The sequence below is a fragment of the Apibacter sp. B3919 genome (assembly GCF_026537405.1).
Taxonomy (GTDB): Bacteria; Bacteroidota; Bacteroidia; order Flavobacteriales; family Weeksellaceae; genus Apibacter.
Genome location: NZ_JAFNMG010000004.1, coordinates 110,543 through 132,875, shown reverse-complemented (window position 1 = coordinate 132,875; position 22,333 = coordinate 110,543). Strand labels below are relative to the sequence as shown.

18 protein-coding genes are annotated in these 22,333 nt (G+C 31.1%); 6 read left to right on the top strand and 12 right to left on the bottom strand.

The window, feature by feature from the left end:
* Positions 1–1,386 carry a DUF6056 family protein gene (locus J3U20_RS07800; protein WP_160542686.1) on the bottom strand — a complete coding sequence of 462 codons (1,386 nt, stop codon included), beginning with the start codon at positions 1,384–1,386 and terminating at the stop codon, positions 1–3.
* 68 nt (positions 1,387–1,454) lie between these two features.
* On the bottom strand, positions 1,455–4,820 hold the full coding sequence (mfd, locus tag J3U20_RS07795; RefSeq protein WP_160542687.1) for a transcription-repair coupling factor: 3,366 nt from the start codon (positions 4,818–4,820) through the stop codon (positions 1,455–1,457).
* 115 nt (positions 4,821–4,935) lie between these two features.
* Here mfd and J3U20_RS07790 point away from each other — a divergent pair, with 115 nt between their 5' ends.
* Together J3U20_RS07790 and J3U20_RS07785 are read left to right on the top strand one after the other, a co-directional pair.
* A complete protein-coding gene (locus tag J3U20_RS07790) occupies positions 4,936–5,796 on the top strand; it encodes a beta-1,6-N-acetylglucosaminyltransferase (protein ID WP_160542688.1) in 861 nt (286 codons plus the stop codon).
* A gap of 3 nt (positions 5,797–5,799) precedes the next feature.
* On the top strand, positions 5,800–6,126 hold the full coding sequence (locus tag J3U20_RS07785; protein ID WP_160542689.1) for a hypothetical protein: 327 nt from the start codon (positions 5,800–5,802) through the stop codon (positions 6,124–6,126).
* 71 nt (positions 6,127–6,197) lie between these two features.
* Here J3U20_RS07785 and J3U20_RS07780 read toward each other — a convergent pair whose 3' ends face one another.
* The 5 genes from J3U20_RS07780 to J3U20_RS07760 form a co-directional block, all read right to left on the bottom strand.
* On the bottom strand, positions 6,198–7,523 hold the full coding sequence (locus tag J3U20_RS07780) for an alpha/beta hydrolase family protein (RefSeq protein WP_160542690.1): 1,326 nt from the start codon (positions 7,521–7,523) through the stop codon (positions 6,198–6,200).
* Between the two features lie 417 nt (positions 7,524–7,940).
* Entirely contained in the window at positions 7,941–9,272 is a 1,332-nt protein-coding gene (locus tag J3U20_RS07775) for an alpha/beta hydrolase (protein ID WP_160542691.1), read from the bottom strand.
* A gap of 234 nt (positions 9,273–9,506) precedes the next feature.
* Positions 9,507–10,577, bottom strand: coding sequence for an endonuclease (locus J3U20_RS07770; protein ID WP_160542692.1), 1,071 nt, complete (start codon positions 10,575–10,577; stop codon positions 9,507–9,509).
* A gap of 304 nt (positions 10,578–10,881) precedes the next feature.
* Entirely contained in the window at positions 10,882–11,991 is a 1,110-nt protein-coding gene (locus J3U20_RS07765; RefSeq protein ID WP_160542693.1) for a CapA family protein, read from the bottom strand.
* Between the two features lie 44 nt (positions 11,992–12,035).
* Positions 12,036–12,218 (bottom strand): hypothetical protein, encoded by a 183-nt coding sequence (locus J3U20_RS07760; RefSeq protein WP_160542694.1) that lies wholly within the window; start codon positions 12,216–12,218, stop codon positions 12,036–12,038.
* Between the two features lie 47 nt (positions 12,219–12,265).
* Between J3U20_RS07760 and J3U20_RS07755 the strand changes: the two genes are divergently transcribed.
* The 4 genes from J3U20_RS07755 to J3U20_RS07740 all read left to right on the top strand — a co-directional run bounded on the left by J3U20_RS07755 (position 12,266) and on the right by J3U20_RS07740 (position 18,988).
* On the top strand, positions 12,266–13,084 hold the full coding sequence (locus J3U20_RS07755; protein WP_221410889.1) for a DUF6427 family protein: 819 nt from the start codon (positions 12,266–12,268) through the stop codon (positions 13,082–13,084).
* A gap of 415 nt (positions 13,085–13,499) precedes the next feature.
* Entirely contained in the window at positions 13,500–16,085 is a 2,586-nt protein-coding gene (mutS, locus tag J3U20_RS07750) for a DNA mismatch repair protein MutS (protein WP_160542696.1), read from the top strand.
* A 251-nt stretch (positions 16,086–16,336) separates the two neighbouring features.
* Entirely contained in the window at positions 16,337–17,908 is a 1,572-nt protein-coding gene (locus J3U20_RS07745) for a xylulokinase (protein ID WP_160542697.1), read from the top strand.
* A 33-nt stretch (positions 17,909–17,941) separates the two neighbouring features.
* Positions 17,942–18,988 (top strand): NAD(P)H-dependent glycerol-3-phosphate dehydrogenase, encoded by a 1,047-nt coding sequence (locus J3U20_RS07740; protein ID WP_160542698.1) that lies wholly within the window; start codon positions 17,942–17,944, stop codon positions 18,986–18,988.
* A gap of 153 nt (positions 18,989–19,141) precedes the next feature.
* Here J3U20_RS07740 and J3U20_RS07735 read toward each other — a convergent pair whose 3' ends face one another.
* The 5 genes from J3U20_RS07735 to J3U20_RS07715 form a co-directional block, all read right to left on the bottom strand.
* On the bottom strand, positions 19,142–20,008 hold the full coding sequence (locus tag J3U20_RS07735) for a hypothetical protein (protein WP_160542699.1): 867 nt from the start codon (positions 20,006–20,008) through the stop codon (positions 19,142–19,144).
* A 454-nt stretch (positions 20,009–20,462) separates the two neighbouring features.
* Complete coding sequence (locus J3U20_RS07730; protein ID WP_160542700.1) at positions 20,463–21,023, bottom strand: hypothetical protein; 561 nt, start codon at positions 21,021–21,023, stop codon at positions 20,463–20,465.
* A complete protein-coding gene (locus tag J3U20_RS07725) occupies positions 21,020–21,265 on the bottom strand; it encodes a hypothetical protein (RefSeq protein ID WP_160542701.1) in 246 nt (81 codons plus the stop codon). Before J3U20_RS07725 ends, J3U20_RS07730 begins: the two co-directional genes overlap by 4 nt.
* 19 nt (positions 21,266–21,284) lie before the next feature.
* The gene (locus tag J3U20_RS07720; RefSeq protein ID WP_160542702.1) at positions 21,285–21,914 is read right to left on the bottom strand and encodes a hypothetical protein; all 630 of its coding nucleotides are present in this window, start codon (positions 21,912–21,914) and stop codon (positions 21,285–21,287) included.
* A gap of 133 nt (positions 21,915–22,047) precedes the next feature.
* On the bottom strand, positions 22,048–22,320 hold the full coding sequence (locus tag J3U20_RS07715) for a hypothetical protein (protein WP_160542703.1): 273 nt from the start codon (positions 22,318–22,320) through the stop codon (positions 22,048–22,050).
* Positions 22,321–22,333 lie beyond the last annotated feature (13 nt).

The window sequence follows — 22,333 nt, the reverse complement described above, 5'->3', positions numbered from 1 at the left end:
TTATTTAATTATGATCGCTTTTTTATTAAAATATTCTGCCATGGATGCATTATAAAAATGTTTTGGATCATGGCTTAAATCAGAATGATATATAATTAGTGGTTTTGTTTGAATTGGTGATAAATATATAGTATCTTCTTTAGATTTCTGAATAATCTCGTATCTTTCATGAACTTCTTCTTTATATTTTTGGGCTTTACCACTAACGATATCATCGTATGAATTATAAATATTATTGCTTAAATCATATACTTCATTATCTCTAATGGCAAAAATATAACCTAAAACTAAAATTAGCAAAGAAATATTTAGTAAAAAACGTGGCACATGTATTTTACTGATGAAAGGTTCTCTGATTAATTTGCAACATATAATCATTACAACAATTAAAATACTTAAAAAGATTACATTGACCGTGCGTAGTGGCGGATAACTTCCTAGAGTATATATACTTGGAAAGCATCCGATAAATATGAGTAATAAAAATAAAAGTATATAAAAATAATAAGGAAGTGAAAGTAAAGAAAATTTCATTTTTTGTAATGATTTTCTAAAGCTGTAGAAAGCCAAAAATATAATTAAAAATGAAAGGGCTGCATATCTAATAATTATAACTGTTGTTTTTCTAAGAGATCTTAAAATAATTTCCGTAAAGGAATAAGGATTAAACACGGAATGAGAACGTTCGTGATTTCCCGGTGCTATTAATATAAAAATCGTTAACAGGACAGTCCAAAATAATAGATAAAAATTTATAGTAAATAATTTTCTAGTTTTAAAAAAGTTATAAGTAAACAATAAAAAGTTAAAGATCAGCAAATAAATCATGGATATTTCATTACAGCCTATAATAAGAAATATCAATAAATAGAGAAATACATTCCTTAATTTTAATTGTTCGGTACTCTTAGCACAAAATCCTATATAAAATAGAAATAATATATTGCCTAAATGATAGGTAGCAGAACCGGAAAGCCAATAAAAGGCTGAATTAATCCCGGGTAATTGAAATATATAAATAAAAGAAAATAACGAGGCTAGTTTAACAGACAAGATCTTATCTTTTACCAGCTGATAAAACATAAAATAGGAAGCAAAGATAAAAAGCAAGATCATCAACACAGAAATCATTCTATATCCTAAGAAACTTCCCCAATGGATGGGATCTGTAATTAAAACTGCAGTAGCTGTATATCTACTCCCCCAATGCATATATTCATAATATTCTATACCCAAAAAAGTATCTTTATCTAATTTTATAGCGTAATTAAAATCATCCGCCGAAGGTTCATTAAAAAAAGAAAGATATAGCAATGGAAGGGTTGCCACAAATAATAATAGGATAATGAGTTTATCAAAAATACTAAATGTGCGCGATTGACTCATGTAATACGTATAAAATAAAATATTGGATAATAAATGCGAAGATACATTTTTTTTGATACGATTTCCTGCTATTCATCGATAAATGCATGAATTCTTTCCAAAAAATAAAGTACATCGTCTATTTTCAATATCTTGTCTTTTCTTAAATAAAGCTGTAAATTATCATGTACGTTTTTTTGTTTTAATGAAGCATCAGAAGGGTTATTTTGTAAATATTCCAGAACTTTCTTAAAAGTATCTGATTGATAATATTTAGATTGAGCATTAATTGGAAAATAGGCCAACAAAACATTATTTTTAATTAATAATTTTTCAAATCCAATATATTTGGAAATCCATTTTAACTTAACACTCTTTAATAAATCTTGAGTTTGATCAGGTAATTTGCCAAAACGATCTATAAGCTCGTTTTTAAAATTGGTAAGTTCTTCTTCCTTAGTGATTTCAGATAATTTTTGATAAAGTGAAAATCGTTCTTCTACCTTATTTACATATTGATCGGGTATTAATAATTCAAAATCGGTATCAATTTGTACATCTGTAATAAATTCCTTCTTCTCATTTTCTTCAACAAACAAATCTGAAAATTCATCTTCTTTTAATTCTTCTATAGCTTCATTTAAAATTTGTTGGTAAGCTTCAAATCCGATTTCTGCAAAAAAACCGCTTTGCTCAGCACCTAATAAATCGCCGGCTCCTCGTATCTCTAAATCTTTCATGGCTATATTAAACCCGGAACCTAAATCTGAAAATTGTTCTATTGCTTGTAAACGCTTTCTGGCTTCGGATGTGATAACGTCTAAAGGCGGAGTGATGAGATAACAAAAAGCTTTTCGATTGGATCTTCCTACCCGCCCCCTCATTTGATGTAAATCTGCTAAACCGAATCTTTGAGCATCATTAATAAAAATAGTATTTGCATTTGGAACATCTAAACCGGATTCAATAATTGTAGTTGAAATTAAGACATCGTAATTCCCCTCCATAAAGTCAATCATAATTTTCTCAAGTTTCTTTCCCTCCATTTGACCATGTCCAATGGCCACTCGGGCCATAGGAACCAAGCGCTTAATCATTCCTGCGAGTACATCCAAATTTTCAATTCTATTATTGATAAATAATATTTGTCCGTCTCTGTTTAATTCATAAATGATGGCATCCCGGATTTGTTTTTCATTAAAACCAATAAGTTGAGTCTGAACGGGCTGCCTATTGGGAGGCGGAGTCTTAATAACAGACATATCGCGAGCCGCCATTAAAGAAAATTGTAAAGTTCTGGGGATTGGAGTGGCGGTTAACGTTAACGTATCTACCGTTGTTTTTAATGTCTTTAATTTATCTTTTACGGATACTCCGAATTTATGCTCTTCATCAATAATTAATAAGCCTAAATCTTTAAAAACGACATCCTTACCGATTAATTGATGAGTTCCTATAATAATATCAATTTTTCCTTCGGCAAGAGATTTGATTATTTCTTTTTTTTGTCCGGCAGTTTTAAATCGATTTAAATATTCAATACGTACAGGAAAATCTTTTAGTCTGGACATAAAAGTTTTATAGTGTTGCAAAGCCAATATGGTGGTCGGAACCATAATAGCGCTTTGTTTTCCATCTGTAGCCGCTTTAAAAGCTGCCCTTATGGCAATTTCCGTTTTACCAAATCCTACATCCCCACAAATAAGCCTATCCATAGCAATAGGTTTTTCCATGTCGCTTTTAACGTCTTGGGTAGCTTTTTCTTGATCCGGAGTATCTTCATACATAAAAGAGGCTTCCAGTTCATTTTGTAAATATCCGTCGGGTGAAAAAGAAAATCCTTTCTTAGTTTTCCTGTCGGCATAAAGTTTTATAAGGTCAAAAGCAACTTCCTTAACTTTTCTTTTTGCCTTATTCTTAAGGTTTTTCCACGCTGCTGATCCCAATTGGTTAAGAGTAACTTCTGCGCCTTCTTTTCCTGAAAATTTTGAGATTTTATGTAAGGAATGTATATTTACATATAAGATGTCATTATTTTTATATACCAGTTTGATGGTTTCTTGTAACTTATCATCATTTTTAATTTTCACCAATCCCATAAATTTACCGATCCCGTGATCAATATGGGTTACATAATCTCCCACTTTCAAGTCTGTTAACTCTTTAAGTGTTAGAGATTCCGACTTAGAAAATGAATTTCGTAAATTATATCGGTGATATCTTTCGAAAATTTGATGATCCGTATAGATAAGAAATTTAGAATTATGATCTATAAATCCTTTACTTACATTAGCATGAAAACCTATAAAAGGCACTTCTTTTTCAATTTCTGAAAAAATATCTTGTAATCTGCTTTCCTGTTTTTCGGATTGAAACGCAATGTAATTCTTATAATGTGATTTTTCTTTTTCAAGCAAATCTTGCCCTAACAAGTCAAATTGTTTATGAAAACTCGGTTGCTCTGTTTGATCCAGCCGTACTGTTTTAAATTCATTAAAATAAGGGATTGAGGAGAATTCAATAAATGAATTCTGAACTATTTTAGAAATCAGCTCATGGGATTGTATATAAAGCTCTTTAGGCTCACTGCGTTTTATACTTTGCGATAAGGTAGCATAAACCTCTTCTGCCTTTGAAAATTTTTTTTCAATATTAGCTAAAGTCAAAGAAAAATCTTTACTTATAAATATAGTGTCCGAAGGCAGGTAATCTAAAAATGAAACTTTCATAGTTTCTCTGTGCGAATGATCTATATTGGGAACAATCATAAATTCATCAACCTTTTCTTCGGAAAGTTGAGTGTCAATATTAAATTTACGTATAGTTTCCACTTCGTTACCAAAAAAACCTATACGGTAGGGTTTTTCATCAGAATAAGAGAAAACATCTACAATCCCTCCTCTTACAGAAAATTCACCGGGTTGAGTTACAAAATCGGTTCGTTTAAAATGAAAACTGAAAAGCGTTTCATTAAGGAAATCTGCATCAATTTTTTCACCTGTTTTTATTTTAAAACTAATCGAATGTAATTCAGATTTAGTAATTATTTTTTCAGATAAAGCATCAGCATATGTAATAATAATTTTGGGATTTTGCATTTGCGTGATGCTGTTAATCACTTCCGTTCGTAAAACCACATTTGCGTTTTGGACTTCCTCAATCTGATAAGGAGTTAAATGTGAGGTAGGATAAAACAAAACTGTATCTTTCCCGAACATATCCTCGATTTCATTCAAAGCATACGCTGCTTCTTCTTTATCGGAAAAGAGTAACAATACCGTTTTTTTCAAAGAATTATATAAATAACTGCTGTAAATGTTAAGGTACGATCCTGCCGCACCTAATACAGATAGTTTTATGATACTTTTTTCTTCTAAAAAAATGGATACTTCCGAATCTAAAATACTCTTTTTTAAAAGCGGAAAAATTGAGTGTATAATGGAATTTGTTTTCAAAACAAAGTAAAGGTACGAATTTTGTTAATAATTTATTTAATCACTTATTTAACCAATCAACATATAATTTTTATATTTTATTTTTTATATTTAATTAATTAAAAATTTAATATGAATGAAAGATAAAAAAATAGTAATATTAATCCATGCTCATAAAAATATTGAATGTTTAAATAAATTGATAAAATCACTAGTTTATGATAATTTTGTTATCTATGTCAACTTAGATAAAAAATCCGACATTAATCCACAACAAATTGATTCTAGCGCTATTTTAGTAAAAAAAAGAGTAAATGTAATTTGGGGAGAATATTCCATAGTCAATCAAACGTTACATTCACTTCAACAAATTGTGGATGAACAAGAAGATTTTTCTCATGTTCTACTAATTTCCGGTCAAGATTATCCAATAAAAAGCAATCAATATATTGATGATTTTTTTAAAAAATATAAGGAGATTAGTTTTATTGAGTGCTTGTTAATTACTGAAAACAATAAATATAAACCTTATATATGGAGATATGATCGAAGGCATTATCCCGCGAATCGAATTTTAGAAAGAAAAATCCATACGGCATATAAATTAGCTTATAAATTTATTACGGGAAAAGAATATAAAATCAAAATGATTCACAATCTTACCCCCTATTGGGGTAGTCAATGGTGGAATCTATCCAAAGAAGCAGTATATTATTCACTTGAATTTGCAAAAAACAAAAAAATAACTACTTTTTTTACTACAACCTGGTGTTCAGACGAGGTTTTCTTTCAAGTTTTATTGATGAATTCAAATTTGAAAGATAAAATTATAAATAAGAATTTCAGGTATATAGATTGGACTAATTGCATTAATAGTCCGAGAGTTTTAAGTGAAGATGATTTTAATAAGATTATTGACTCCGATAATTTATTTTGCAGAAAAATTGATAAAGATATATCCGATTCTTTAGTTGAAAAATTAGAAAATAGAAGATAATAAATGGTTATATATTTTCCCTATATATTTTATGGTGATTTTCAAGGAATTACTATATTCCCGTTTATTTTTATACGCTATAAATATTTAAAAAAGAATAAAATCTTAATCAATCACGAAAGAATACACCTAAGACAGCAACTTGAAATGCTTTGGGTCTTTTTCTTTATTTTTTATATCGCTGAATTTATAGTAAATCTGGTAAAATATAAAAATGCGTCTATCGCTTACAGTGAAATCAGTTTTGAAAAGGAGGCATATGCCAATGAATTTAACTTAGAATACTTAAAAAAAAGGAAGTTTTGGGCTTTTATCAATTATATAAATTAACAAATATAAATACGTAAAAAGCAGATTCAATTAAATTGAATCTGCCTTTTTTTACAATTAATTTAAAAAAACTATTTATAAAGAGCAGTATAAAAGGTCGCTTTATTTAAATAGGGAACTAAAGCGATAATGTGATCTCCTTCAGTAGAAATGAAGGTTACATTACCTCCAAATTTTTTCTGTTGTACAGAGAAATCATAAGCATTTTGATAATATACAGATACATCAGAAACTCCATGCGTCATAATAAATCTACATTTATTTACCCAAGGGGTTACGCTGTTTTCATGAAGAATATCATTCATATAAGCTAAAGAAGGGTCTGTATCAAGATCTTTGATAAATTTTTCTGTATACATTTCTTTAGGATATTGTGAAAAATATGCATTTACTTCTATATCCCAATGAGTTCCGTCGAAATAAGACAAAGAGGTTGAAGCATACGGTTCTTTAAGAAAATCTCTAATATTTATATTAGGATACGCATTTTGTTTATACCCCCACAAACCATATGTTAAAAAATAAGTATGTTGAGTTTTTTCTGAATTTCTAACAATATCCGCAATTTGTTTTAAATTACATGGAGTACCTCCGGTTAACAATAAATTTACAGAAAGTCCAAGTGAAGGGGTAGTTTCAATTTTGCGCCCTATGGATGCTGCTACGAAACCACCTAAAGAATAACCGGTAACGATTAAATCTGTTTTATATCTATATCCTTCTCCCGAAAGTGTAAGTTTAGCCGCATTCAATAAATCTAATGTTGAATTAACCATTGATTTTGAATCTAAATAGGGATGCTGACATTGTCTGTAAGATTCACCGAATCCAGGATAATCAGGCACAAATACTATAAATCCGTTACTTGCATGAAGAGTCCAATAAGCTAAGAAATCATTATCAGGTAAATTCACATCTTTAAATAAATTGGATGGAGCTGTTTTATTATTGGTATAAGTAGGCGGAGTAGCCACTATAATACGGTATTTGGTTAAATCCGAAATAACAGTTCTTGGAGGAAGTAATAAAACCCCTGAAACATCTATTAAGCCTCCTAAACGATTCGGATGTGCTGTTTTAGTTGTAACTTTTATAACTTTTACACTAGGAACAATTTTAGATGTCGGTTCATTTGATGCTTTTAATTTTTCTAATTGAAAACTTGAAACATCTACCCCATATTTTTGTAATTTATTTTTTAAATTTAATAAAGCACTCGAATCAAAAGTAGCTATTACTTCTGATTTTACAGGAACATCAGCTGAAGAAGCTTTAGACAAGTTCTCTACTGAACTTGAAGAAGTATCAATGAAACTATCTTCATTATTACATGATTGGATTGTAAAAGTCACTCCCAATATGAAAGCGATTAAAATCCTTGAAAAAATTTTTTTCATGATTTATGTATATTTTATTTTTTTATAAACAAAAATAATAAATTTTATCTTATAAATTATATCATTAGTTATAATTTTTTCCCTAAAATATATACATAATTTTTTTTATATATCTAATTACTATTAAAACAAAACATTTATTTACAATTAGAAAATTTTTAAAATACCAATATCATTCCTTATATAATCTGAAAAATGCAAAGCAATTATCGTTAATAGTTAACCTATCCATTTTATATAGCCCTATATGACTGTTCAAAAAAAGTTTATTTTATTCTTAATTTTCAAAAAGATTTTCTATTAAGTTACATTTAATAATTAACTACAATTGGAAACTAGGGGAGCATTATAAAAAAAGCTCTATAAAAAAAAACAGGCCTCGTTTAAGGCCTGTTTTTTTATATTAATATATAAATGCTATTTGTATAGCAAGGTATAAAATGTAGCTTTGGTATAATAAGGAATCATACCAATAATATGATCACCTACAGTAGATATAAAGGTAACATTTCCCCCCGATTGATTCTGTTGTTTTGAAAAATCATATGCATTTTGATAATAGACAGAAATGTCTGAAGTTCCGTGAGTCATAATAAATCTACATTTATTTTTCCACGGCTTAACACTGTTTTCATAAAGAATATCATTCATATATGAAATACTCGGATCTGTATCGAGATTTTTAATAAATTTTTCAGTATATATATCCTTTGGTCTGTTTGAAAAATATAGATTTACAATTAATTCATAATGAGTTCCATCAAACCAAGAAAGAGATTTAGAAGCATAAGGCTCTTTTAAAAAATCATTGATATTTATATACGGATATGCATTTTTTTTGTATCCCCATACACCATATGTTAGAAAAAAATGATGCTGGGTTTTTTCAGCACTTCTAACTAAATCTGTAATTTGCTTTAAGTTGCAAGGGGTTCCTCCTGTAAATAATAAGCTAACGGATTGTCCATGTGAAGGGTTTGTTTCTATCTCCCGAGCTAAAGATGAAGCGACGAAACCACCTAAAGAATATCCGCTGATTATTAAATCCTTTTTATATTTATATCCTTTTTTAGTTAAAGTTCTTTGCGCTGATTTTAGAAGATCTAATGTTGAATTAACCATAGCTTTAGAATCTAAATAAGGATGTTGGCATTGTTTATATGAATCTCCAAATCCAGGATAATCCGGGAAGAAAACAATAAATCCATTTAAAGCTTGCAAGGTCCAAAATGCCAAATAATTAAAATGCAAATCGTTATCCATCCACTTAAATCCTTGAAAAACATTAGATGGCGCCATTTTATTATAAGTATAAGTGGGTGGCGGAGCAACAATTATGCGGTGTTTAAAAATGGAATTGAAAATGGTTTTTGCCGGTAATAACAATACTCCTGACACATCAATAGTTCCTCCTAATCGATTGGGATGAGCGGTTTTAGTTTTTACTTTTAACACTTGAACTTCAAGTGGTGATTTTTGTGTTTTAGAAGGTTCATTTATCTTTAAATCAGAAACATGGATCCCTGATTTAATTAAATTTTCCCTTATTTCTAATAAGGTATTGTAATCTAAAGTACCTAAATCTTCATATTCGCCAGATCCCCAAGATAAAGATTTAGATAATGCTTGATCTGAGTCTACAGCGCTCGAAGATACTTCATCAAGGCTATCCTCATTTGAACACGATTGTAGGGTTAATAGTAAACCCAATAGAGAATAAATAATAAGTCTAAAGGTAAATTTTTTCATGATTTTAATCTATTAAATTTATTTTATTAAACAAATTTAATAGATTAAATTATATAATATACTCATAAAATAATGAATATTTAAAATAGTAAAATGAATTATTTAGACTGATACCACATTATATAACATAATAATAAATTTATCATAAAAGAATAAAGCCCTAAAGAATTCTTAGGGCTTTAATATATATAGATACTGTTAATTTTTCAATCGTAAGTTATTCAAAATTTAGTATCAAGGTTTTTTTATAATTTTAAAAGATTGTTCACCTTTTTTAGTTACTAACTTAATATAGTAGATTCCCACTTGATTAGGAATTGGTATTTGAGTATCATCAAAATTTACAATATAATTTATCAAATTTCCTGAAATGTTATAAATATATATTGCTTTAATATCTCGGCCTTTAACATATACAAAATTTTCAGAAGTAACGGTTGGGTAAACCTTGTATTCTTCAGATTTAATTACTTCATCCATTAACAAATACCCCCAAGTATTTAAGGCTCTGGGTCCACCCCATATAAGAGTGGCAATATATGGATTATCAATAAATGGATTTCTATTTCCTTGAATGTTGTAAATAACTTCATTTCTAAGTTTTTCAAAAAGGGTTGGATCTTTTTCAGCATTCCACTTCAAATATAAATCGGGCATTTCAACGCTGTAAGTATACGTGCTTTCTGCTGTATTTTTTGCTTCGCATTGACCGGGATATCTAACATGCATATACATTATAATTCTTGCTACAGATCCCTTCCATTCATCCCCCGGATAAAATCCTGTGGATGAAACATTACCGGAATTACCGGTGCCTTCTGCAAAATTGCGATTACTTCGACGGATATTATATTGTTGATCAACGGCTCGTAAGTTATGTGCATCGGTACCGGGACCTCTAGACGAGGTAACCAATTTGGGATTAGCCAATGATTTGGCAAAAACATGCTCTCGAGTCCAAAGTCCTTTACAAGAAGATTTGTGACAAGAGGAATCAACACTTCTTATTCGATTATGCATTACATCTTGCGGATCGTCATTATAGCCATAAATTAATAAAACAGTATTTTGATCCGAATTTTCAGGATCTATATCCGACAATTTTAAGGTCTTCCAAACATCCGGATTTTTAGTGCTGCTGTAATACAACCAGGTGGTATGAGTAGCAGTAACCAAAGATGAGATATCTGATTTTAATTCCTCTCCTTCTTTTGAAAAATCAATAGAATCGTAATAATTAGGAATTTGAGCAACTAGCATTACATGGGCTATTGCCCATAATAAAAGGATAAAATTTTTCTTCATAAAAGTATACTTAGTGAGACTGGTATAAAAATAAAAATATTGGTTGAGATAAAAAAATAAATATGTCGTTCTTATTCAACTTTACTTGTTACGTTAAATCTGACTACGTTTTTTTATGAAGATCATTGTTCATAATACCCGGTAAACAACTATCTTTCAAATAAATAAATGTAATTAAAAAAATTTTGCAGGGATCTAAAATATCTTGCTTATTAAAATTTAATAGTTAAAAATATTTTTTAAAGAATAATCAAATAAGACAGCTGATTGTACCTTATAATATATCTCAAAAAATGAAATTAAATTATCGCTTATTAATCTTAATTTCACCTGATGGAGAGAAAACAAAATGATTATTAGGAAAGTCTGTATAGGTTAAATATTTAATATAATTATACGCATTGTGATTAGTATCGATTTCAGGTCCTTTTTTTGATCCTTTACTTTGAATGACGGATATAACACGACAAGAAATAAAATTACCTTTAGTATCTGTTTTAATTTTCAAAATAGGAGCATTGCCATTGGGTCCGGTTAACGTAATCTTTCCATACGTGGCAAAATTACCTAAACTGTAAGCAATAAATTTATTATTATAGAGCTCAACGGCCCGGGCAACATGGGGTCCGCTTCCTAAAATAAGATCTGCTCCTGCATCAATGCAAACATGGGCAAATTCTACGACATTGCCTCGATTTTCCCCGGCATAAAATTCATTTTTAAAAGGTATATGCTGATAAGAAGCCCCCTCTCCTCCTCCATGAAACATAACAATAACTATATCAGCTTTAGGTCGTACTTCTTTAATGACTCTTTTAATATCTTCGTAATGAACCGAACTTATTAAACCCGGACTGTGTCCGGCTCCTATAAAAGCATATCGTATTCCATTTTTTTCTTTTATAGCATATTCACAATGATTCAATACACCGGCATATTGAATACCTAAATTCTTTAAATTTTTTTCGGTTGCATTTCTTCCAAAAGTACCAAAATCATTACTGTGATTATTTGCTATGCTTAAAAAATCAAACCCGGCTTCCTTTAAATAGTTTCCATACGCAAACGGAGATCTGAACACAAAGCAAAAATTCGGATTGGAACATTTTTTTGGTTTTCCTCCGGAATCAAATAAAGTACCTTCTAAGTTACCGACAATCAAATCTGTTTTTTCTTTAAGTACAGGAACTATTCCTTCTAATATATTGACACCCGGCAAGAAAGAGGCTGAAGGATAGTTACTTCCTAACATAATATCTCCCACTGCTGTAATGGTAACAGTATCGGAATTAGCGGATAGGAAATCTTTGGATTTAGTGACAGGATAAGATTTTTTTTCTGATTCTTTGACCTTATTTTTCTTACAGGCAACCGTAATCACCAAAAAGGTCAAGATAATTGAAAAAAATCTCATAAGAGCGTCTAAATGGATATGATACTAGTTTTTAAAGACAAAAATTATAAATGATCTCCATCATATTTATGGTCTTTCTGTGTAAAACCAATAATTCTTTTACACCAATACATAAGAAATAAACAAAGAATAGCCACATACAACCAATCAACAAAATGTCCAATGACAGGTAAAATTTTGTAAGACCATGTAAATAATTTGCCGATACCTAGTATTAATTCTGTCATGATTTAATAGGTTTTTATTTATATTTTTGTAACAAATATATAAAAAAATGTACTCGAACTCTCCTTCTATCAAATATTTTTTTCCCGTTTTTGGCCTGTGGATCATTTTTTTAGGAGTCTTTATTTATTATCTTAATTTACACGTTACATCTATTATAAAATTGTGGGAGATAGTTGTTGTTAGTTCATTATCATATATTTTGAATACCCTTACGATTTTATATTCAAAATTTAAGAAAAAAAGGAAAATTTGGGCGTTAGCCATTTATAATATTTTATTTATTCCTTCTTGTGAAGAATTTATAAATTTACCTATAGGTCTTTCTTACTTACTGCTTTCTATGGCGCTTTTATTATTGTTAGATATTTTCAGCAAATCTTCTCAATTGAAATATTTTAATATTGGAATGTTCGCTTCTATAGCAAGCTTATTATATTTCCCCACTATTTCTATAGTTTTTTTATTTTTATTCATGACTATTGTATACTATAAGGAAAAAATAAACATATCCCAGTATATCGCAGGTGTATTGGTAACCGTTATACTTACTCTTGAAATAACATTTATTACCGATTCTTTTTCATATATTACTAATTGGATAAATCAATTAACCATTCCAAGGTTTCATTTTGAATATCAAATCCCTATTTTATTAATACTTCTTGTTGTATTAGTTTTAGGATGGATCAGTCAATATTCAAATAAAAATATTTCCGAAGATTTAAAGATTTCTTCACAGCATACTATTTTAGTTTTTTATCTTTTGTTCTGGATTTTAATTTATGCTTTCTTCATGGGAGATAATTATGCCTTGTTGATATTCGTTAGCCTTCCGGTAAGTCTGATCACATCCAGATGTATTTAATGTCAATTACATTTTAATAAAACCATACGGAACGTAACATTAAATTTAAGAAGCATTGACCTTTACGTTAATTTAGTCAAAAAAATTGAGAGTTAATTTGAAGTTTTTTTAGTCAATAGTCTATTCAAAATAATAAAGCTACCCATGAACCAATCGAAGAAAAGGCTAAAGAGTATATTGTTTTATACAAGCTCTATAATTAAAAACTTAACTACTTAAATAACTTTCTTAATTTTATTTTTTTAATACATTTTTATTAAATTTTAGGATTGGATTTACAATTTCACAATTGAAAAAAGTAGATCCTAACAAAAAAATGAAATAAGTAAACCCATTGAGCATTTTTAAAAACCATTAATAAGTACTAATTTAGCAAATTCATGTAAATTAATACCTACTATAACCTTCGAAAGCAATGGGTAAGACAAAAGAAACTCCTTTGATGAAGCAATACAACAGTATAAAAGCCCGATATCCGGATGCTATGTTGCTGTTTCGAGTTGGAGATTTTTACGAAACATTTGGTGAAGATGCGGTTAAAGCTTCCAAAATTTTAGGAATTGTACTTACAAAAAGAGCAAACGGCCAAGCAAGTCATATTGAGTTAGCCGGTTTTCCTCATCATTCAATTGATGTTTATCTGCCCAAATTAGTACGTTCGGGGCTTAGAGTTGCTATTTGTGATCAATTAGAAGATCCTTCCATGGCAAAAGGTATTGTAAAACGTGGAGTTACGGAATTGGTTACCCCGGGAGTAACTTTTAATGATAAGGTTTTAGAAGCAAAAAGTAATAACTTTTTATTATCCGTTCATCAGGAAAAAAATTTATACGGTATGGCTTTATTGGACATTTCCACCGGAGAATTCCTGATTTCTGAAGGAGATGAACACAAACTTCGACATCTTATCGATAATTTTAAGCCGACCGAAATAATCCATCAACGAAGACATCCTTTACCCTTTGATCATCAAGCCTATTCATTTCAATTAGAAGATTGGGCATTTCAATATGATTATTCGTACGATAAACTAACTTCACATTTTAAAACCAATTCTTTAAAAGGTTTTGGTATAGAATCAATGAAACTGGCGATCACTGCAGCAGGTGCGGTTTTTGCTTATTTAGTTGAAGATACTCATCATAAATTATTGGACCATATAACCAATATTCAGCGATTATCACAAGATACCTTTGTCTGGATGGACGATTTTACCATCAAAAATTTAGAATTAATACATACAACTGAATCCCAATCGGTTTCCCTGTTAAAAATATTAGATAAAACCCATACCAATATGGGAGGGAGAATGTTACGCCGATGGATTCTCACTCCTTTAAAAGAAATATCCGTAATTCAAAGGAGGTTGGAAGTAGTAGAGTTCTTCTTAGAATTTTTCGAAATAGCTTATGAGATCCGAGAATTGCTTAAAGGGATATCCGATGTAGAAAGACTTCTAGGCAAATTAGCCGGTGAACGTATATCACCTAAAGAATTAGGATATTTAAAAGATTCTTTGATTAATTACTTAAAAATCGAAAAAATCTTAAAAGAAAAAAATCATCCGACCTTTACTAATTTTGGAGAATTTAAAAATTTAGAAGAGGTTGTATCCTTATTGCAAAAGCAATTAAATGATGAATTACCGGTTATTTTGTCAAAAGGAAACGTAATAAAAGAAGGAATTTCCGAAGAATTGGATGTATTGCGTAATTTAAAAAATCATGGCAAAGAATATTTAGACAATTTATGTATAAGAGAATCTGAAAAAACCGGTATTCCCAGCCTAAAAATTGATTTTAATAATGTGTTCGGCTATTATTTGGAAGTTAGAAACACCCATAAAGATAAAGTTCCTACCGATTGGATCAGAAAACAAACATTGGTTAATGCCGAAAGATATATTACAGAAGAATTAAAAGAATACGAAAGCCAAATTTTAGGCGCTGAAGAAAAAATAGGAATATTGGAATCTGAACTTTTCAAAAGTCTTTGTTTACAAATCAAAAACAGTCTTACGGATATCCAGCATAATACTTCCAAAATTGCTACCATCGATACTTTGCTTTCTTTTGCGGAAACAGCACAAGAAAACTCATATATACATCCTAAATTAACAGATTCCAAAGTCATCGACATAAAAGACGGAAGACACCCCGTCATTGAAAAACAATTGCCTTTAGGAGAGTCCTATGTAGCTAATTCGGTCTATATGGATGACGAGAAGCAGCAAATACTCATGATTACAGGTCCTAACATGGCAGGAAAATCCGCATTGCTCAGACAAACGGCATTGATTGTTCTCATGGCTCAAATTGGAAGCTATGTTCCTGCCAAGGAGGCAACGCTGGGTATTGTGGATAAAATTTTTACTCGCGTAGGAGCTTCTGATAATTTATCAAAAGGAGAATCAACCTTCATGGTTGAAATGAATGAAACGGCGAGTATTCTAAATAATATTTCAGATCGCAGCTTAATATTGCTTGACGAAATAGGCCGAGGAACCAGCACATACGATGGCGTTTCCATAGCCTGGGCAATTGCAGAATATCTTCATGAACATCCCACACATCCTAAAACGCTTTTTGCTACACATTATCACGAACTTAACGAAATGACGGAGTCATTTTCAAGAATTAAAAATTTCAATGTGAGTATCAAGGAGGTCAATGGAATGATAGTATTTCTTAGAAAATTAATTCCGGGAGGAAGCGAGCACAGTTTCGGTATACATGTAGCTAAACTGGCAGGAATGCCCGAAATAGTAAATCAACGTGCCGAGCAAATTTTAAAAACTTTGGAAAATAACAGTTCTAAAAAAGAGCGGAAAGAAAATGCAAAAACATCTACCGATGAAAATATGCAATTAAGCTTTTTTCAACTGGACGATCCAATTTTAGAAAATATTCGTGAAGAAATAGTAAAAACTGACATCAATGCGTTGACTCCTTTAGAAGCTTTAATGAAATTAAACCATATAAAGAAAATGATTGGCGGCTGATTGTTCATTTTTAAAAATATATTAAGATTTTCAACCTATTTTTTTCTATATTTTTTACTGTATAAAATCATAGCTATGGGTCATAATTTTAAAAAATTCTTTTGTTAGAACGAATTGCTTTCGATTTGCATTTTAAACTATTGAATGTTATAAAAAAAGTTTCGTTTAACTCTTGCTTACTTTCGATTTAGTAAATATATTTGTTTGATTGACTTTCAATTAAACTAAAACCACAAAAAAAATTATAAACTATGGACACAAAAAAAGCAAAAGACGGTCCTTTAGTAATTGCCATTGACTCCTCAACCACTTCCTCCAAAGCAATTATTGTTGATGAAAACGGACACGTTTGGCAAACTGCAAAAAGAAATATACAACTTCATACTCCTGCCATGGATTTTTATGAACATAATCCGATTCGATGGTGGGAAACAACCAAAGAATGTGTAGGAGAAGTACTGTCAAAACTAACTTCTAAAGACAGAGAACGAATTTCGGCTATTGGAATTACTCATCAACGGGAAAGCTTTGCACCTTTTGATGAAAACGGAATGCCTCTACGTAACGGAATTCTTTGGCTGGACGGTCGCGCAACGAAACAAATTAGAGCCTATGGCTCTCAACATATCCATGATCTCTCAGGTAAGCCGCCCGGCGTAACTCCCGGTATATATAAAATTGCTTGGTTAAAAGAAAATGAACCCGAAGTGCTGAAAAAAGCGTTTAAAGTTGTTGAAGTACACGGTTATATCACTTGGAACCTTACCGGTAAATGGATATCTTCAGTAGCCGCAACAGATTCTTTAGGATTATTGGACATCCGTAAATTTGATTACAGCGATGAACTTTTACAAATAGCCGGAGTAACCCGCGAGCAAATGGCCGATTTAGTTCCTCCCGGAGAAATTATGGAAGAATTAAAACCGGAATTGGCAGCAGAATGGAAACTATCTAAGCCAATACCTGTAATTGCAGGTTTGGGAGATGGTCAGGCAGCAGGAATAGGTGCAGCAGCCGTATCTCCTGATATTGCCTTTCTAAATTTAGGAACAGCTGTAAATGCGGGAGTTGAAAGCTCGGAATACAGGTGCGATCCCGTATTCAGGACTCATGTTTCAGGAATTAAAGGAAATTTTGTTTTCGAAATTTTACAATCGTCGGGTTCTTATTTGGCGGGATGGTTCCGACAATCTTTGGGAGATCCTAAATTATTGGGAGAACCGGATCCAAAGTTGGATCACGAAGCTTCTCATATTCCTCCGGGATGTGAAGGACTCGTAACCTTGCCTTACTGGAATGCCGTACAAAGTCCCTATTGGGATTCTGTAGCAAGAGGCGCGGTAGTAGGCTGGAGAGGAACTCATTCCAAAGCGCATATGTATCGATCAATTTTAGAATCCATCGGCTTTGAGATGAAATTTAATTTAGAATCCATTGAAAAAGGAACCGGTGTTAAATTAAAATCGGTTCGAGCCATGGGAGGGGGAACTCGTTCTCATTTATGGCGTCAAATAATGGCCGATTCTCTTGGATTACCCATTACCATTTGTTCAGAAGATGAAATTTCCGCCTTAGGAGCCTCCGTTGTTGCCATGGCAGGAATAGGCGCACATGGATCCAACAACGTAGCTCATGCTGCTAAACACATGGCACATTTTGGAGAAACTATTGAACCGGATGTAACGCAATCAGAAAGATATAGAGAAGTCGCCGAGATACAGCATAAATTATATCCGCAACTAAAAAATATTTTTGAACAACTTTATGAGTTGTCGGAAAAATACCCTTCAACAAAGCCGGAATCACCAAAATCAGAATTATAAAAACTAAAATCACAAATCGTAAAATAAATAAAAATGGCAATAATCACCATATTAGGCGCCGGAGCCATGGGCTCCGGTTTATGTACACCGGTAAGTAAAGCCGGGTGGGAAGTCAGGTTATGGGGCACCTGGCTCGACGATCATTTATTGGATGCCTGTGAAGCAGGTAAACCTCATCCAAGAACACAAATACCTTTAGCAAAAGGAGTTAAACTCTTTCGTTCCAATGATTTACAAAAGGCTTTGGAAGGAGCAGATGTCGTGGTGATGTCGGTTGCCTCAGTAGGAGTTCCTAAAGTTACCGAAATGGCATTAGAAGGAATTTCCAAAGCCAAAGCACTTTGGTTGACCTCTAAAGGATTTTGTCCCGATGAAAAAGGAAAAATCCAACTTCTTCCCGAAGCTATTCGCACCCTAGCTAAACAAAAAGGAATACAAATCCCTCCTATCGTTGCAATTGCCGGACCGGTAAAAGCCAACGAGTGTGCAGACGGTAAACCCACGGCTACCATTTTCGGATGCAAGGATATTGAAGTTTCACGAAAATATGCCGGAGAAGCAAGAACAGAGGTTTACTGTATTGAAGCAACCGATGATGAAATTGGAGTAGAAATCTGTGCGCCTATGAAAAATGTGTACGCCATAGCTCTGGGAATTGCTGACGGACTGGAAGAAGGTACCGGATTTCCTCATCATAATTTAAAAGCTGCTACTTTCAGTCGTGCTATAAAAGAGATGTCTTTGTTGGGTCAAGCTTTGGGTGCTCGTTTGGAAACAGCCTTCGGACTTCCCGGAGTGGGTGACCTGGAAGTTACCGGATTATCGGGAAGAAATAAAGTATATGGGGTACGTATAGGAAGAGGTGAAAACGCAAAAGATGCTCTGAAAGAAATGGATCGTTTGGAACAAACGGTGGAAGGAGTACCGGCAGCGGGTCTTGCGGCTAAATTAGTTGAGCAATCAGCACCTCAACTTAAAGAAGAACTGACTTTATTAAAAGCTGTAAATGAGATTTTAGCCGGAACTAGTCGACCTGTAGTGAATGTGCTATCAGAAGCAGTACTTCCTAAAAAGCCTTAAAGTTAATCTTTGAAAATTTCAATATACTTGTACTATTTAGTCAAAAAAGTTCCTGATAATTCAGGAACTTTCTGTTTGCTATTCGTTTTGATTTTTAGTTATAGTTTTTAAGTTGTATTAATTGTATAGGCTTATTAATTCATCAATTCTTTTTTATAAATTTAAAAATGATCGTTGATTTCTCGCTGAATTTTTTTCCATTCTGATGCTGTGAAATTTTATATCGATTTTTTCTGAATAGGTAATTTTTTTATCCTCCGTGTAGATATTTATTGAGGCCGTTTTGGAAAGTAATTTACCGCTGTCTTTTTCCCAATGGGCAGTCACTTTGCATTGGGATTTCATGTTTTCCTTAGTTATATAGTCTCGGGTATATTTTTTTATGTCTAATAAATGATTAATATTTTCGATAAATTTATCCTCTAGTTGTTTCAGACATCCATCATAACTACTAAAAATTTCATTTCCTTTTATTTCATTATGGACCGCTCCCAAAAAATACAAAGTTCCTATCTTATGCAGACTCCAACGTAAGCTTTTCTCATTTTGATTTTCTAATATTCCAAAAAAATACAGTCTCCAGAAAGCTTCTTCTTGTATTTTTTGTTTGAGTTTCTCTTCTGTTTCTATTGCTTGTTTATATTGGTCTCTTAGCTGTCTTGTTACCCCTTCTTGATAGTTAGTATTTAGTAAAGCACCTGATTTTTTTAGCCACTTTTCTTTCCAAAGATTATAAGATAGTATTTGTACATAATTTTCATATTTATTTACCTCAACTGTTAATGGATACATTGCCAATTCTAAATTACATACCATATCAGTATTAGGATCATGGGAAGGTTGAGAACTTATTTTAAGATTTTCTTTAGTAAACATTCTTTGAAGTCTCTTTCCATTGGTAATATAACTTATAGCCATATCATAATTGATCTTGCTTTGCTTGTGTTGAGATCGTTCTTTTATATCCAAAGTATGTTCTACTTTATATAGGCGCGTATTTTTCGGATTATTTATCTGCATTTGTAGTTAGTTTTTCAATGCATTAAAATACAATTTTATTTTATCTTTTTGTTTGATTCATTCTAAATTATTACTGAATAATTCTTTTATAGTTCTTCTTATTATTTTTACTTGTTAATCATTAATCGGAATAAGAAACATAAAGAAAACCGGATATTCCTTAAATTAATGCATAATTAAAACCATTGGGATAAAAAATATGAACAACTATAATATAATTGAGATTATTACAGGTTCAAAGTTTTCATTTAACGAATCTATAGTTCAAACTCAATAAAATAAACCGGTTGCAAACTCTTTAATTCCCTCATCGTTTTAATCGTTCCAATCTACACCATACCATCAGCTATATACATGTTGGTGTCTATTTTAAAACGTCCAAGTTGGGTTTCTTCAATTTCCAAGTCTACCTTAACCGTTTGTGTTCTTTCTACCAAACCCTTATAGTCATAATTTATAATATCTCCACTTCAAACCATGCTCCTTTATCGTGGTATTTTAATTTCATTTTTTCCTGATTATCTTTGTTGTATAAAATATAAGTATAATCTTCTGTTTCTTTTTTACTTTCGTCCTTTTCTGCATAGTCTAAAAAATTCTGCACCGTATTTACTGTTAATGTTTTAAAATCTGCTGTTATATATGTTTGATAATTAATTACTTTGATGCTAAAATGAATAGGAGTATTTTCTAAAAAATTTAACCTAACACTTTTATAGTAATTTCCTACTCTTTTTTTTTCAAAAATAAATTTTTGATATCTTTTTTTAAACCAATATACACCATCCTCGAAATAAACTTCTTTTTTATTAGTTAAAACAAAGAAATACCCTATATTTCTTTCTGAAAAATCAAATATATACTTAATACTTTCATAATCATCTCTATAACCATCAAATATATAAAATCGAGCATCATAAGTATCTTGTAAATGATATATTTTTTTATCCTGTGTGCTGCAAGAAAATAAATGTAGTGTGATTATAAATAAAAATGCAATTTTTATTAATTTCATAGTCCTATATAATCAATTGATTTATAAAATATTTCAGTTTCAAATGGTTGACATCCATAGTAATGCTGTAACATAAAGAATGCTTTTAAATTGGGTGCAAACTCTTTTATTCCTTTTCCATTTAAATCGTCCCAATCTACTCCATACCAATCACCTATATATATTTCAGTTTTTACCTCAAATTTATTTTTCTTTATTTCTGTTATTTCTAAATTTACCTTTATGGTTTTGGTTCCTCCCATAAAGCCGTAATAAACATTACTATAAGATATCTATTTCAAACCATTTTCCAAAATTGTGATATACTTGCCTGATTTTAAGAGAGTCTTTTTTATTATATAATTCATAGATACAATTTTCAAATCGCTTGCGGGTTTTATAGTCTTCAAAAGTGGAGTAATTCAAAAAATTCTGTACTATGTTTACATTTAGACTATCAAAATCAGCAGATAATTTTTTTACAAAATTTTTATCTTTATTTCTTCCTTCTTCAATTTTAAAATGGAGCTTAGTTTCTTCCAAATAATTTACACTAATTCTAAAATCCCGAGTATTATCATCATCACCCATACCATATTCTCTATTAAAAATGAACTTATGGGAAACTGTATCTTGAATGAAAGCTATATTATCATCAAATTCATACATATCTTTATGGGTCATAATAATCAGGTAACCTTTATTCTTCTTAGCAAAATTAAATAGGTATTTAATACAGTTTTCGTTATCCTGAAAATTATCAAACACATAATAATGACCAAGATAGGTGTCACGTAAATGATAAATATTAGGTTTTCCTTTAGGCTTTTTTGGGGGATAACAATTTACCAAAACAGCAAGGAGCAGGAAAAAAGAAATAATAATTATATATATAAATTTATTTTTTTTCATTGTATTATTTCTTTCTGTTAATAATTAAATAGTCTACGGATTTATAGACCAGTTCGGTTTCAAAGGGTTTATATTTTTTTTCATATCCGGGAAGGTATCCGTAATGGTATTGAAGCCAGAAAAAGGCGTTCAATCAGGACATGTTTCCTTTTTTATGTCCTATCATTTCATTTAGTCGGCCAGACATAGCCGCAATAGCTAAGTTTTGCGACATTAGTGTTTTTCCTAAATCGGTAAACTGATTCATCGGTTTTGTGTATATTTCTTCATAGTTTTTACCACCGTTAAGGTCTCCCCAATCGGAGCCATACCAGTCCCCCATATACATTTTGGTTTTTACTAAAAATTTCCTCGGCTTATCTTCTTCAATTTCCAATTCTACTTTTATGGTTTGTGTTCCTCCCATCAAGCCATACTAG